2 protein-coding genes are annotated in these 16435 nt (G+C 73.3%); both read left to right on the top strand.

What is annotated here, in order from left to right:
- On the top strand, positions 1-6804 hold a 6804-nt coding region (locus ACFV9T_RS37965; protein WP_385447209.1), incomplete at its 5' end, for a type I polyketide synthase.
- 56 nt (positions 6805-6860) lie between these two features.
- Positions 6861-16430 carry a type I polyketide synthase gene (locus ACFV9T_RS37960; RefSeq protein ID WP_385447207.1) on the top strand — a complete coding sequence of 3190 codons (9570 nt, stop codon included), beginning with the start codon at positions 6861-6863 and terminating at the stop codon, positions 16428-16430.
- Positions 16431-16435 lie beyond the last annotated feature (5 nt).

Genomic DNA, 16435 nt, shown 5'->3' with positions numbered 1-16435 from the left:
GTGCGCTCGGCGCAGTCGGAGAACCCGGACCGGTTCGTGCTGGTCGATATCGACGGCGAGGCTGACTCGCGTACGGCGGTGTCGAGCGCGCTGGCATCCGGCGAGCCCCAGGTGGCCGTACGCGCCGGGACGGTGCGGGCGCCTCGCCTGGCCCGGGCCGTGGTGGACGCCGCTCCGCCGGAGTTCGGCGTCGAGGGCGGCACGGTGCTGGTGACCGGCGCGAGCGGCACGCTCGGCGGCCTGCTCGCCCGCCACCTGGTGGCGGAACGTGGCGTACGTCAGCTCCTACTCCTGAGCCGTCGCGGCGCGGACGCTCCGGGCGCTGCGGAACTCGGCGCGGAACTGCATGCGTTGGGCGCCGAAGTGCGCTGGGCCGCATGCGACGCGGCAGACCGCACCGCGCTGGCCACGACCCTCGCCACCATCCCCGCCGAGCATCCGCTGACAGCCGTCGTCCACACGGCGGGCGTGCTGGACGACGGCGTGATCGGCTCCCTGACGCCAGAACGGCTGGCCAAGGTCCTGCGCCCAAAGGTGGACGCGGCCTGGAACCTCCACGACCTGACCCGCGACCTCGACCTGTCGGCATTCGTGGTGTTCTCGTCCGCCGCCGGAGTCTTCGGCAACGCCGGTCAGGGCAACTACGCCGCCGCCAACGCCTTCCTGGACGCGCTGGCGCAGCACCGCCGGGCGAGCGGCCTGCCCGCTACATCCCTCGCCTACGGCCTGTGGGCCGACGCCAGCACGATGACCGGTGCGCTGGACGACGCCGATGTGTCCCGGATGAGCCGGGGCGGTGTGCAGGCGCTGTCGGCCGCCGAGGGACTGGAGCTGTTCGACGCGGCGCGTGGCGCGAGCGACCCGCTGCTCGTACCGATGTCCCTGGACATGGCCGCGCTCCGCGCCCAGGCGGGCAGCGGTGCGCTGTCGCCGCTGTTCCGTGGGCTGGTGCGTACGCCTGCGCGGCGTACGGCGGAGGGCACGGCCGCCACTTCGGGCGCGCTGGCCCAGCGCCTCACCGGGCTCGGCGAGGCCGAACAGCTCGCCCTGCTGCTCGACCTGGTCCGCTCGAACGTCGCGGCGGTGCTCGGATACGCCGGTCCGGAGACGGTCGAACCCGGCCGCTCCTTCCGTGAGCTGGGCTTCGATTCACTGACGGCGGTCGAACTGCGCAACGCGCTCGGCGCGGCCACTGAGCTGCGGCTTCCCGCAACGCTGGTCTTCGACTACCCGACCCCGCTGGTGCTCGCGGAGTTCCTGCGTACGGAACTGGGCGGGACGGCGGCCACGGTGGCCGGTCCCGTGGTGGTGTCGGCTGTGGACGATGAGCCGATCGCGATCGTGGGTCTGGGCTGCCGTTATCCGGGTGGGGTGGAGACTCCGGAGGATCTGTGGCGGCTGGTCATGGAGGGCCGGGACGCGATTTCCGAGTTCCCGACCGACCGTGGCTGGGACTTGGACGGCCTCTACCACCCGGACCCGGATCACCCCGGTACCTCGTACGCCCGCCAGGGCGGTTTCGTCGCGGAAGCGGGCCACTTCGACCCGGCCTTCTTCGGGATCTCGCCGCGCGAGGCGCTGGCCATGGATCCGCAGCAGCGGTTGCTGCTGGAGACGTCGTGGGAGGCCTTCGAGCGTGCGGGCATCGACCCGACCGGGCTGCGCGGCAGCCGCACCGGGGTGTTCGCGGGCGTCATGTACCACGACTACGCGTCCTCGCTCCCGGCGCTGCCGGAAGGCGTCGAAGGCTTCCTCGGTACAGGCAATGCGGCGAGTGTGATCTCGGGCCGGTTGGCGTACACGTTCGGGCTTGAGGGCCCGACGATCACGGTGGATACGGCGTGTTCGTCGTCGCTGGTGGCGTTGCACCTGGCCGTGCAGGCGCTGCGGAATGGCGAATGCTCGCTGGCGTTGGCCGGTGGTGTGACGGTGATGGCGACTCCGGCGCCGTTCGTGGAGTTCAGCCGTCAGCGCGGGCTTGCGGCGGATGGCCGGTGCAAGGCGTTCTCGGCGGACGCGGACGGCACGGGGTGGTCCGAGGGCGCGGGCATGCTGCTGGTGGAGCGGCTGTCGGACGCGCGGAAGAACGGTCACCCGGTGCTCGCGGTCGTACGTGGCTCCGCCATCAACCAGGACGGTGCGTCGAACGGTCTGACGGCGCCCAACGGCCCGTCCCAGCAGCGCGTCATCCGGCAGGCCCTCGCGAACGCCGGACTGTCGGCCGCCGAGGTGGACGCGGTCGAGGCGCACGGCACCGGTACGTCGCTGGGCGACCCGATCGAGGCGCAGGCGCTGCTGGCCACCTACGGCCAGGAACGGGACGCGGAGCGGCCGTTGCTGCTCGGGTCGATCAAGTCGAACATGGGCCACACGCAGGCCGCCGCCGGTGTCGCGGGCATCATCAAGATCGTGATGGCGATGCGGCACGGCGTCCTGCCGCAGACCCTGCATGCGGAGGAGCCGTCGCCGCACATCGACTGGTCGGCGGGTGCGGTGTCGCTGCTGGGCGAGGCCCGGGAGTGGCCGGAGTCGGGGCGTCCCCGGCGTGCGGCGGTGTCGTCGTTCGGCTTCAGCGGGACCAACGCCCACACGATCATTGAGCAGGCGCCGGTTGTTGTGGAGGACGAGGTGGCGGCGACCCCTGGCGTGACGCCGTGGGTCCTGTCGGCGAAGACCGCCGACGCGCTGCGCGCGCAGGCTGTACGGCTTCATTCGCACCTGGACGAACACCCGGAGATCACTCCGGGCGACCTCGGCTACTCCCTCGCCACCACGCGCGCCGCGCTGGACCACCGTGCGGTGGTGGTCGGCGAGGACCGTGCCGCACTCGACGCCCTGGCGCGTGGCGAGTCGGCCGCAGGACTGGTCGAGGGCTCGGTGAACGACGGCAAGGTGGCGTTCCTGTTCACGGGGCAGGGCAGCCAGCGGCTCGGGATGGGCCGCGAGCTGTACGAGGCGTACCCGGTGTTCGCCGAGGCGCTGGACGCGGTGTGCGATGCGCTGGACACGCACCTCGAAGCACCGCTGAAGACGGTGCTGTTCGGGGATGACGCGGCAGCACTGGACCAGACGGGGTACACCCAGCCCGCGCTGTTCGCGGTTGAGGTGGCGCTGTTCCGGCTGGTCGAGGCGTGGGGTGTGCGGGCGGACTTCCTGTCCGGGCACTCGATCGGTGAGTTGGCCGCCGCGCATGTGGCGGGGGTGTTGTCGCTCGCGGACGCCGCGAAGCTGGTGGCGGCGCGTGGCCGTCTGATGCAGGAGCTTCCGGCCGGTGGCGCGATGATCGCCATCCAGGCCTCGGAGGACGAGGCACTGCCGCTGCTCACCGACCGGGTGAGCATCGCCGCCCTCAACGGGCCCACGTCCGTGGTCATCGCGGGTGACGAGGACGCTGCCCTGGAGATTGCGGCGGGCTTCGAAGCGCAGGGGCGAAAGACCAAGCGGCTCACCGTCAGCCATGCCTTCCACTCGCCGCGCATGGACGGGATGCTGGAGGCGTTCCGCGAGGTGGCCGAGGGGCTGTCGTACGAGGCCCCGCGTATCCCGATCGTGTCCAACCTGACCGGTGCCGTGGTCTCCGCCGAGGAGATCGCCACCGCCGACTTCTGGGTGCGGCACGTCCGCGAGGCGGTCCGCTTCCTCGACGGTGTCCGCGCCCTCGAAGCGCAGGGCGTGACGACGTACGTCGAGCTGGGCCCCGACGGTGTGCTCACCGCCATGGCGCAGGAGTGCGTCACCGGCGAGGATGCGGCGTTCGCGTCCGCCCTCCGCAAGGGCCGCCCCGAGGCCGAGGCGCTGACGGCCGCCGTCGCCCACGCGCACGTCCGTGGCGTGGCCGTCGACTGGAAGGCGTACTTCGCCGGGACCGGCGCGCGGCGCGCCGAGCTGCCCACGTACGCCTTCCAGCGCGAGCGGTACTGGCTGGAGGCCCCCGCCGGGACCGTGGGGGACGTGGCGTCTGCCGGGCTCGGTACCGCCGATCACCCGCTGCTCGGTGCCGCCGTGGACCTGCCCGACTCCGAGGGCTTCCTCTTCACCGGCCGACTGTCGCTCCGTACACACCCGTGGCTGGCCGATCACGCCGTCATGGACACCGTGCTGCTGCCGGGCACGGCCCTGGTCGAGCTGGCGGTCCGGGCCGGTGACCAGGTCGGATGCGACCAGGTCGACGAACTGACCCTTGAGGCGCCGCTGATCCTCCCCGAGCGCGGCGCGGTGCAGCTCCGTGTCTCCGTGGACGAGCCGGACGGTGCCGAGGGGCGGCGCGCGGTGCACATCTACTCGCGCCCGGAGGACGCCGCCGACGAGCCGTGGACCCGGCACGCCGCCGGTGTGCTCACGGCCTCCGGTACCGCCGTGGCCACCGCGCTGACGGAGTGGCCCCCGGCCGAGGCCGAGCCGATCGACGTCGACGGCCTGTACGACGGCTTCGCCGCGCTCGGTCTCGCGTACGGCCCGGTGTTCCAGGGGCTGAAGTCCGCGTGGCGGCGTGGCGACGACGTGTTCGCCGAGGTGGCGTTGGGCGAGGAGCAGCAGAGCGAGGCCCGTGCGTACGGGCTGCACCCGGCGTTGCTGGACGCCGCGCTGCACGCCGTGGGTCTCGGCGAGTTCTGGGCGGCGGAGGAGGCCGGGCAGGCCCGCCTGCCGTTCGCGTGGGACTCCGTACGGCTGCACGCGGTCGGCGCGACCGCCCTGCGGGTGCGGGTGTCCCCGGCCGGGCAGAGTGCCGGGCAGGGCGCGGTGGCGCTGGAGGTCACGGATGAGGCCGGTGCCCCGGTGGTGTCGGTCGGCTCGCTCGCGCTTCGGCCACTCGACCCCGGGCAGTTCAACGCCGGGCAGGGCGGACGCCACCATGAGTCGCTGTTCCGTCTCGACTGGGCCGCGCTGCCTTCAGCCGACGAAGCACAGCAGGGTCTGTGGGCCGTCCTGGACAACACCGGCGGCGGCGACCTGAAGATCACGACGGCGCTGGCCGACACCGGCATCGAGGCCGAGACCTACGCGGGCCTGTCCGCGCTCGGCGAGGCGGTGGAGGCCGAGGGGATCGCGCCGGACGTGGTCCTCGTACCGTGCCTGCCCGACCTCACCACCCCCGGGGACACGGCGGCCGCGACGCACACCGTGACCCTGCGGGCGCTGGCCCTCGTACGGGAGTGGCTGGCCGACGAGCGGTTCGCCGACGCCCGGCTGGTCCTGCTCACCCGGGGCGCCGTGGCCGTGACGGACGGGGAGAGCGGCGAGGGCGTGGACGACCTCACCCACGCCGCGCTCTGGGGGCTGGTGCGGTCGGCGCAGGCCGAACACCCGGGCCGGTTCGTACTGGCCGATGTGGACAACACCACGGCCCTCCCCGCGCTGCTGGGCGCGCTGTGCTCGGACGAGCCGCAGTTCGCCGTACGGGCCGGGGCCGCGTACGCACCCCGGCTGGCGCGTGTCGCCGCCCTCGACGCGGCGGCCGCGCCCGGCCTCGACCCGGCGGGCACGGTGCTGGTCACCGGCGCGTCCGGCACCCTGGGCGGGCTGCTGGCCCGCCACCTGGTGACCGAGCGCGGGGCCCGGCGGCTGCTGCTGACGAGCCGCCGTGGTGGCGAGGCGACGGGCGCCGCCGAACTGGCCGCTGAACTGGGCGCGTTGGGCGCCGACGTCACCTGGGCGGCGTGCGACGCGGCCGACCGGGACGCGCTCGCCGCCGTCCTGGCCGACATCCCCGCCGCGCACCCCCTGACCGCCGTGATCCACGCGGCGGGCGTGCTCGACGACGGGACGGTCGAATCCCTCACCCCCGAGCGCGTCGCACACGTCCTGCGGCCGAAGGTCGACGCGGCGTGGAACCTGCACGAGCTGACCCGTGGCCTGGACCTCGCGGAGTTCGTGCTGTTCTCCTCGGCGGCCGGTGTCTTCGGCAACCCGGGGCAGGGCAACTACGCGGCGGCCAACACCTTCCTCGACGCCCTCGCCCAGCACCGGCGTGGCCAGGGCCTGCCCGCCGTCTCGCTGGCCTGGGGCCTGTGGGACGACGAGGACGGCATGGCGTCCACCCTCGCCACCACCGACCGGCAGCGGATGAACCGCGGCAGCATGAACGCGCTCGGCGGCGCCGAGGGCCTGGCCCTGTTCGACGTGGCCGGGCTCGCCGGACACGGGATGCTGATCCCCGCCGCCCTGGACCTCGCCGCACTGCGCGCCCAGGCCAGCACCGGGGTGACGCCCTTGCTGCGCGGGCTGATCCGTACCCCGGTACGGCGCGCCGCCGCGGCCGGTGGCGGCGGGGCGGACGACGCGACGAGCCTGGCCACCCGGCTCGCGGGCATGTCCCCGGCCGAACGGGACCGCCACCTGACCAACCTGGTGTGCGCGCAGGTGGCCACCGTGCTCGGATACGGCAGCGCGGCGGCCATCGAACCGGCCGCGGCCTTCCAGGACCTCGGCTTCGACTCGCTCACCGCCGTCGAACTCCGCAACCGGCTCGGCGCGGCCACCGGGCTCCGGCTCCCGGCCACGCTGATCTTCGACTACCCGACGCCCGACGCCCTCGCCGACCATCTGCGCGCGGAACTCCCGCACGGGGACGGCGGCGGCCCGTCGGTGTTCGGCGAACTCGACCGGCTGGAAGCCGCCCTGGCGGGGGCCGCCGACGACAGCGTCACCCGCTCCAGGATCACCATGCGCCTCCAGGCCCTGCTGGCGAAGTGGAACCAGGCGCAGGACACGGCCGCCGATGGCGAAACCGACGACAACGACCTCGAATCCGCCACCGACGATGAGCTTTTCGACCTGCTCGACGACGAACTCGGCTCCTCCTGAAAGGGAGCGTCTGGAACTCATGAGCACCACCTCCCCCTTCGCAAGGAGCCGACGCAATGGTGAATAACGAGGACAAGCTCCGCGACTACCTCAAGCGGGCCACCGCCGACCTGCGTCAGGCCCGCCGCCAGCTGCGCGAGGTCGAGGAGCGCCACCAGGAGCCCATCGCCATCGTCGCGATGAGCTGCCGCTACCCGGGCGGCGTGCGCACCCCCGAGGAGCTGTGGCGGCTCGTCGCGGGTGGCGAGGACGCCATCTCCGGCTTCCCCACGGACCGTGGCTGGGACGTCGAGTCGCTGTACGACGCCGACCCCGACCAGGCGGGCGCCAGCTATGTGAACGAGGGCGGCTTCCTCTACGACGCGGGCGGCTTCGACCCCACGCTCTTCGGCATCTCGCCGCGCGAGGCGATGGCGATGGACCCGCAGCAGCGGCTGCTGCTGGAGTCGTCGTGGGAGGCGTTCGAGCGCGCGGGCCTCGACCCGACCGGGCTGCGTGGCAGCCGGACCGGTGTGTTCGCGGGCGTCATGTACCACGACTACACCTCGCGGCTCGACGCCATCCCCGAGGGCGTCGAAGGCTTCCTCGGCACCGGCAGCAGCGGCAGCATCGCGTCCGGCCGCGTGTCGTACACCTTCGGACTGGAGGGCCCGGCGGTCACGGTCGACACGGCGTGTTCGTCGTCGCTGGTCACCCTGCACATGGCGGTGCAGGCGCTGCGCAACGGCGAATGCTCGCTGGCGTTGGCCGGTGGTGTGACGGTGATGGCCACGCCTGCCACGTTCACCGAGTTCAGTCGTCAGCGCGGGCTCGCCGCCGATGGCCGCTGCAAGCCGTTCGCCGCCGCCGCCGATGGCACCGGCTGGGGCGAGGGCGTCGGCATGCTGCTCGTGGAGCGGCTGTCGGACGCCCGTAAGAATGGCCACCCCGTGCTCGCCATCGTGCGCGGTTCGGCCGTCAACCAGGACGGCGCGTCCAACGGTCTGACGGCGCCCAACGGCCCGTCCCAGCAGCGCGTCATCCACCAGGCGCTCACCAACGGCCGCCTCGGCGCGGCCGACGTCGACGTGGTCGAGGCGCACGGTACGGGGACGACGCTGGGCGACCCGATCGAGGCGCAGGCGCTGCTGGCCACGTATGGCCAGGACCGGCCCGAGGGGCAGCCGCTGCTGCTCGGCTCCATCAAGTCCAACATCGGCCACACCCAGGCCGCGGCCGGTGTCGCCGGAATCATCAAGATGGTCAAGGCCATCGAGCACGGTGTGCTGCCCAGGACACTCCACCTCGACGAGCCCACCCCGCACGTCGACTGGTCGGCGGGCGCGGTGTCGCTGCTCGCCGAGAACACCCCGTGGCCCGAGACCGACCGGCCGCGCCGCGCCGCCGTGTCCTCGTTCGGCTTCAGCGGCACCAACGCGCACACCATCCTGGAGCAGGCCCCCGCCGAGGAGGACGCGGAGCAGCCCGCCGAGGAACTCCCGTCGCAGCGGCTGGACGTGGTGCCGTGGACGGTGTCCGGCAAGAGCGCGGCCGCACTGCGCGCGCAGGCCGAGCGGCTGCGGGCCCATCTGGAGGCCGACCCCGCGCTACGCCCGCTGGACGTGGGCCTGTCGCTGGCCACGACGCGCGCACAGCTCGACCACCGCGCGGTGGTGCGCGGCCGCGACCGCGACGAACTGCTCGCCGGGCTGGCCGCGCTGGCCGGTGGCGGCATGGCGTCGGGCGTGGCGCAGGGGGCCGTCGTCGGCGGCCGGACGGCGTTCGTGTTCCCGGGGCAGGGCTCGCAGTGGGCGGGCATGGCGGTGGGGCTGATGGACGCCTCGCCGGTGTTCGCGGCGCGGATCGAGGAGTGCGCGGCGGCGCTCGCGGAGTTCACCGACTGGTCGTTGGTGGATGTGCTGCGGGGCGTGGAGGGTGCGCCGTCGCTGGAGCGCGTCGATGTGGTTCAGCCGGTGCTGTTCTCGGTGATGGTGTCGCTCGCTGAGCTGTGGCGTTCGTTCGGCGTCGAGCCGTCCGCGGTCGTCGGCCACTCGCAGGGTGAGATCGCGGCCGCGTGTGTGGCGGGGATTCTGTCCTTGCAGGATGCGGCGCGTGTGGTGGCGCTGCGCAGCCAGGCGATTGGCCGGGTGCTGGCGGGCCGGGGCGGCATGGTGTCGGTGGCGCTGCCGGTGGCGGACGTACGGGAGCGGATCGCGCAGTGGGGCGAGGAGCGCATCTCGGTGGCGGCCGTGAACGGGCCGTCGGCGGTGGTGGTTTCGGGTGAACCGGCGGCGCTGGATGAGTTGCTGGCGTCGTGCGAGGCGGATGAGGTCCGTGCCCGCCGGGTGCCGGTGGATTACGCGTCGCACTCCGCGCAGGTGGAGCTGTTGCGGGATGAGCTGCTGGAGCTGCTGGCTCCCGTACAGCCGCAGGCGGCCACGGTGCCGTTCCTGTCGACGGTGACGGGGGAGTGGGTCGAGGGTCCGGAGCTGGACGCCGAGTACTGGTTCACCAACCTGCGTCGCACGGTTGAGCTGGAGAGCGCGGTCCGGCGCCTGCTGGACGAGGGCTTCGGGGCCTTCATCGAATCCAGCGCCCACCCGGTGCTGGCCATGGGTGTGCAGGACACCGCCGAGGACGCCGGACTGGACGCGGCGGCGATCGGTTCGCTGCGTCGCGACGAAGGTGGTCTGGAGCGCTTCTGGGTGTCGGTCGGCGAGGCGTGGACCCGTGGTGTGCAGGTCAACTGGCGGGCGGTGTTCGACGGTACGGGCGCGGAGCGCGTCGAGCTGCCCACGTACGCCTTCCAGCACCAGAACTACTGGCTTGAGTCCGGTACGGCACCCGCCGCCACCGCTGCCGACCCCGTCGAGGCCCGCTTCTGGGACGCCGTCGACCGCGAGGACTGGCAGGCGCTGGCCGCCGAACTGGCCGTCGATGGCGACGAGCAGGTCAGCGCCCTGCTGCCCGCCCTCGCGACATGGCGTAAGCAGGCCCGCGAGCAGTCCACCGTGGACGGCTGGCGCTACCGCGTGACGTGGAAGCCGCTCGCCGAGGGGCAGTCCGCGCGGCTGTCCGGCGCGTGGCTGCTGGTCGTGCCGGAATCCGCCGCCGAGGGCGCGTGGGCGACCGGTGTGGTCCGTACGCTCGCCGAACGCGGCGCAGACGTACGGCAGATCGTGGTGGACCCCGCCACCGAGGGCCGTGAGCAGCTGACGGAGCAGTTGCGCAACGCGGATGGCGTCCCGTTCGCCGGTGTGCTGTCGCTGCTGGCGCTCGACGGCCGTCTGCACCCGCTGCACACTTCCGTCCCGGCCGGGGTGGCCGCGCAGTTCGCGCTGGTGCAGGCCCTGGGCGACGCGGAGATCGGCGGGCCGCTGTGGTCCGCCACCCGTGGCGCGGTGTCCGTGGGACGCGCCGATGTGCTGGACGCGCCCGAGCAGGCGCTGATCTGGGGCCTGGGCCGGGTGGCCGCGCTGGAGCACGGCGAGCGCTGGGGCGGTCTGGTCGACCTGCCCGAGGCGGCCGACGAGCGGGCGCTGTCCCGGCTGGTGACCGCGCTCGCGGGAGCAGAGGACGAGGATCAGGTGGCGATCCGCGCCACCGGGCTCCTCGTACGCCGCCTGGTGCGGGCCCCGCTGAGCGGCACCCCCGCCGTACGGACCTGGAAGCCCGCCGGAACCACGCTGGTCACCGGCGGTACGGGCGCGCTCGGCGCCCATGTGGCGCGCTGGCTGGCCCGTAACGGCGCCGAACACCTGGTGCTCACCAGCCGCCGTGGCCCGGAGGCACCCGGCGCGGCCGAACTGCGCGACGAACTCACCGCGCTCGGCGCCCAGGTCACCATCGCCGCGTGCGATGTGGCCGACCGGGAGGCGCTGGCCGAGATGCTGGCCACCGTCCCGGCCGAACACCCGCTGACCGCCGTCGTGCACACGGCCGCCGTGCTGGACGACGGGGTGATCGAGGGGCTGACCCCGGAGCAGATCGACCGCGTGCTGAAGGTCAAGGTCGACGCCACCCGACAGCTGCACGAGCTGACCCGCGACCTCGACCTGTCCGCGTTCGTGCTGTTCTCGTCCTTCGCGGCCACCTTCGGCGCGCCCGGCCAGGGCAACTACGCGCCCGGCAACGCGTTCCTCGACGCCTTCGCCGAGTGGCGGCGCGCCCAGGGCCTGCCCGCCACCGCGCTGGCCTGGGGCCCGTGGGGCGAGGGCGGCATGGCCGAGGGCGGTGTGGGCGACCGGATGCGCCGCCACGGCGTCATCGAAATGGCGCCCGGCGCGGCCGTCACCGCGCTGCAGCACGCCCTGGACCGCGACGAGTCGGTGCTGACCGTCGCCGACATGGAGTGGAAGCGTTTCGTCCTCGCCTTCACCTCCGGCCGTTCCCGTCCGCTGCTGCACGACCTGCCCGAGGCGCGGGACGTCATCGCGGACATGAACACCGACGCCGAGGCGGGGGCCGCCGACAGCGGCGCGCTGACGCGGCAGCTCGCCGGGGCGTCGGAGGCCGAGCAGGAGCGGCTGGTGCTGGAGCTGGTACGGACCGCCGTCGCGGCCGTACTGGGCTACGCGGGCGCCGACGACGTCGAGCCGGGCCGGGCCTTCAAGGACCTGGGCTTCGACTCGCTGACCGCCGTCGAACTCCGCAACCGCCTCGCCGCCGCCAGCGGGCTCAAGCTGCCCCCGACCCTGATCTTCGACTACCCGACCCCCACGGTGCTCGCGCGCCAGCTGCGCACCGAGCTGTCCGGCGGGCAGTCGGCGGCCGTGGCCACGCGGCCGGTCGCGGCGGCGTCCGCCGATGACGAGCCCGTCGCCATCGTCGCCATGAGCTGCCGCTTCCCAGGCGGTGTCCGCACCCCGGAGGAGCTGTGGCAGCTGCTCGACTCCGGTGGCGACGCGCTGTCGGAGTTCCCCGGCGACCGTGGCTGGGACATCGACGCCCTCTACAACCCGGACCCGGACGCACAGGGCACCAGCTACACCCGCGAGGGCGGATTCCTCACCGGGGCCGCCGAGTTCGACCCCGCGTTCTTCGGCATCTCGCCACGTGAGGCCATGGCGATGGACCCGCAGCAGCGGCTGCTGCTGGAGACCTCGTGGGAGGCGTTCGAGCGCGCGGGCATCGACCCGGCCACGCTGCACGGCAGCCCGTCCGGCGTCTTCGTCGGCACCAACGGCTCCGACTACTCGATCCTCATGCGCAACACCACCGAGGGCTACGAGGGCCACCTCGCCACCGGCAGCGCCGCGAGCGTCGTCTCCGGCCGCCTCTCGTACACCTTCGGCCTGGAGGGCCCGGCGGTCACCGTCGACACCGCGTGCTCGGCGTCGCTGGTGGCACTGCACCTCGCCGTTCAGGCGCTGCGCAACGGCGAATGCACGCTGGCGCTCGCGGGCGGTGTCACCGTGATGGCCACCCCCGGTACGTTCATCGAGTTCAGCCGCCAGCGCGGGCTGTCCTCCGACGGCCGCTCCAAGGTGTTCTCGTCGGACGCCGACGGCTTCAGCCCGGCCGAGGGCGTCGGTATGCTGCTGGTGGAGCGGCTGTCGGACGCGCGGAAGAACGGCCACCCGGTGCTCGCGGTCGTACGCGGTTCGGCCGTCAACCAGGACGGCGCGTCCAACGGTCTGACGGCGCCCAACGGCCCGTCCCAGCAGCGCGTCATCCGCCAGGCGCTCGCCAACGCCCGTCTGGACACCGGTGAGGTCGACGTGGTCGAGGCGCACGGTACGGGGACGTCGCTGGGCGATCCGATCGAGGCGCAGGCGCTGCTCGCCACCTACGGCCAGGACCGGCCCGAGGGGCAGCCGCTGCTGCTCGGCTCCATCAAGTCCAACATCGGCCACGCCCAGGCGGCGGCCGGTGTCGCGGGCGTGATGAAGACGGTGCTCGCCATGCGGCACGGTGTTCTGCCCGAGTCACTGCACATCGCCGAGCCGACCCCGCACGTGGACTGGTCGGCGGGTGACATCGAGCTGCTGACCGAGGCTCGGCCCTGGCCGGAGACCGGCCGCCCGCGCCGCGCCGCCGTATCCTCGTTCGGCTTCAGCGGCACCAACGCCCACGCCATCCTGGAGCAGGCGCCCGAAGAGGAGCCGGTGCGGGACACCCCGGAGAGCGGTGGTGTGCTGCCGTGGGTGCTCTCGGGCAAGAACGAGGCGGCGCTGCGTGCGCAGGCCGCCAAGCTGCTGGCTCACCTCGACGCCGCCCCGGGTCTGCGGACCGCCGACATCGGCCACTCGCTGGCCACCACCCGTACCGCCTTCGACCAGCGCGCGGTGCTGGTGGGCTCGGACCGGGATGATCTTGCTCGCGGTTTGGATGCCCTCGCTAGGGGGCAGGTCCTCCCCAATCTGGTTCAGGGGGCCTCAATCGGGGGCAAGGCCGCATTCGTGTTCCCGGGACAGGGGTCACAATGGGTAGGCATGGCCGTGGGGCTGTTGGATGCTTCACCGGTGTTCGCTGCCCGTATTGATGAGTGTGCCGCCGCGCTCGCTGAATTCACCGACTGGTCGTTGGTGGATGTGCTGCGAGGAGCGGAGGACGCGCCGTCACTGGAGCGGGTAGACGTCGTTCAGCCGGTGCTGTTCTCGGTGATGGTGTCCCTGGCGGAGCTGTGGCGTTCGCTGGGTGTGCGGCCGTCCACCGTCGTCGGCCACTCACAGGGTGAGATCGCGGCCGCGTGCGTGGCCGGAATTCTGTCGCTGCGGGATGCCGCGCGTGTGGTGGCGTTGCGCAGCCAGGCGATTGGCCGGGTGCTGGCGGGTCAGGGCGGCATGGTGTCCGTCGCGCTGCCGGTGTTGGACGTACGGGAGCGGATCGCGCCGTGGGGCGAGGAGCGCATCTCGGTGGCGGCCGTCAACGGGCCGTCGGCCGTGGTGGTTTCCGGTGAGCCGACCGCGCTGGATGAGCTGATCGCCTCGTGCGAGGCGGATGAGGTCCGGGCGCGTCGGGTGCCGGTGGACTACGCGTCGCACTCCGCGCAGGTCGAGCTGCTGCGCGATGAACTCCTCACACTGCTCGCCCCCGTCCAGCCGCAGACCGCCCACATTCCCTTCCTGTCCACCGTGACCGGCGAGTGGGTCGACGGCTCCGAGCTGGACGCCGAGTACTGGTTCACCAACCTCCGCCGCACCGTCGAGCTGGAGAGCGCCATCCGCCGCCTGCTCGACGAGGGCATGAGCGTGTTCATCGAGTCCAGCGCCCACCCGGTGCTGGCCATGGGCGTGCAGGACACCGCCGAGGATGCGGGCAGGGAAGCGGCCGCGATCGGTTCGCTGCGCCGCGACGAGGGCGGTCTCGACCGCTTCTGGGCCTCCCTCGGCGAGGCGTGGACACGCGGTGTCGACGTCGACTGGGACGCGGTGTTCGGTACGCATACGACGCGCGTCGAACTGCCCACGTACGCCTTCCAGCACCAGCACCTCTGGCCGCAGCCCGCCGACACCCTGGCGGACGGCGTCCCGGCGTCGCCGTCCGACGCCCGCTTCTGGGAGGCCGTCGAGCGCGAGGACCTGGAGTCGCTGGCCGACACCCTCGCCTTTGGTGACGACACCGAGCCGCTCGGCGCCGTCCTGCCCGCCCTCGCGTCGTGGCGCAAGCAGGCCCGCGAGCAGTCCACCGTGGACGGCTGGCGCTACCGCGTGACGTGGAAGTCCCAGTCCGAGCGCCAAGCCCCGAGGCTGTCCGGGACGTGGCTGCTGGCCGTGCCCGAGTCCGCCGTCACCGACGACTGGACGCTCGGCGCGGTCCGTACGCTCGCCGAACGCGGCGCCGACGTACGGCAGATCACACCGTCCGCCGTGGCAGCCGACCGCGAGTCGCTGACCCGTCTGGTGCGCGAGGAACTGGCCGACGCCGGAACCGTCTCCGGTGTGCTCTCGCTGCTCGCCTTCGACGAGCGGACCGCGCCCGGCACGGACGGTGTGGGCGCCGGGCTGGCCGGAACCGCCGCGCTGATCCAGGCGCTGGGCGATGCCGGGGTGGAGGCGCCGCTGTGGTGCGCCACGCGCGGCGCGGTGTCCGTCAGCGGCACGGACCGCACGGAATCCCCCGATCAGGCGCTCGTCTGGGGTCTCGGCCGGACCGCCGCGCTCGAGTACCCGGAGCGCTGGGGCGGTCTGGTCGACCTGCCCGAGGTGGCCGACGAGCGGGCGCTGTCCCGGCTGGTGGGCGTGCTCGCCGGGGCCGAGGGCGAAGACCAGCTCGCGGTGCGCGCGGCGGGCGTGTTCGCCCGCAGGCTCGCCCGCTCCCCGCTGGCCGGGACACCCGCCGTACGGACGTGGAAGCCCGCCGGAACCACGCTGGTCACGGGCGGTACGGGGGCGGTGGGCGCCCATGTGGCGCGCTGGCTGGCCCGTAACGGCGCCGAGCACCTGGTGCTCACCAGCCGCCGTGGCCTCGCGGCGCCCGGCGCGGCCGAGCTGCGCGACGAACTGACCGCGCTCGGCGCCCGGGTGACCGTCGCCGCGTGCGATGTGGCCGACGGCAAGGCGGTCGAAGCGCTGCTCGCGGAGATCCCGGCCGACCAGCCGCTGACCGCCGTGATGCACGCCGCTGGCGTGCTCGACGATGGCGTACTGGACGCGCTCACCCCGCAGCGGTTCGCGACCGTCCTCGGCCCGAAGGCCGACGCGGCGCGCCAGCTGCACGAGCTGACCCGGGGCCTGGAGCTGTCCGCGTTCGTGCTGTTCTCCGGTATCGCGGGCACCCTCGGCGACGCCGGTCAGGGCAACTACGCGGCGGCCAACGCCTACCTCGACGCGCTGGCCGAGCAGCGCCGCGCGGACGGTCTGCCCGCCACCTCCGTGGCCTGGGGCCGCTGGGGTGAGACGGGTCTTGCCGCGGGTGGCGCCATCGGCGAGCGGCTGGACCGTGGCGGTGTCCCGGCGATGGACCCGCACGCGGCCATCGCGGCGCTGCAGCAGGCGCTGGACCACGACGACACGGCCGTGGCCGTCGCCGACATTCAGTGGGAACGCTTCGCCCAGGGCTACACGGCGGTCCGCCCCAGCCCGCTCATCGGCGAACTGCCCGAGGTGCGGCGGCTGCGCGAGACCGGCGATCCGGCGGTGGCGGCTGCCTCCGACGGGTCCCCGGCGGACGCGCTGCGGCAGCGGCTGGCCGGGATCTCCCGGGCCGAACAGTCCCTGGTGGTCCTGGAGGTCGTACGGACCAACGCCGCTGCGGCGCTCGGCCACCCGACGACCGACGAGGTCGGCGCGGGGCGGGCGTTCAAGGAGCTGGGCTTCGACTCGCTGATCGCGCTGGAGCTGCGCAACCGGCTGGGCGCCGCCACCGGGCAGAAGCTGCCCGCCACGCTGGTCTTCGACTATCCGACCCCGGCGGCGCTGGCCGAGTTCCTGTGCGGCCAGCTCGTCGGCGACGGCGGGGCGGCGGCCACGCCGGGGCTCGCTGAGCTGGACGCGCTGGAGTCGGCCCTGTCCGTCCTCGACCCGGAGAGCGAGGCGCGGGACGACATCGCGTCCCGGCTGCGGGACCTCGCGGCGAAGTGGGCGGAGCCCCGTACGGCCGGTGCCGAGACGGCCGACGGCGGCGGCGACACCGTGACGGAGAAGCTGCAGCAGGCGACGCAGGATGAGGTCTTCGACTTCATCGAGAAAGAACTCGGAATTTAAGGGTC

Origin of the sequence: Streptomyces sp. NPDC059850 (genome assembly GCF_042731515.1) — a bacterium.
Taxonomy (GTDB): Bacteria; Actinomycetota; Actinomycetes; order Streptomycetales; family Streptomycetaceae; genus Streptomyces.
This window is presented reverse-complemented; position numbering and strand designations above follow the sequence as displayed.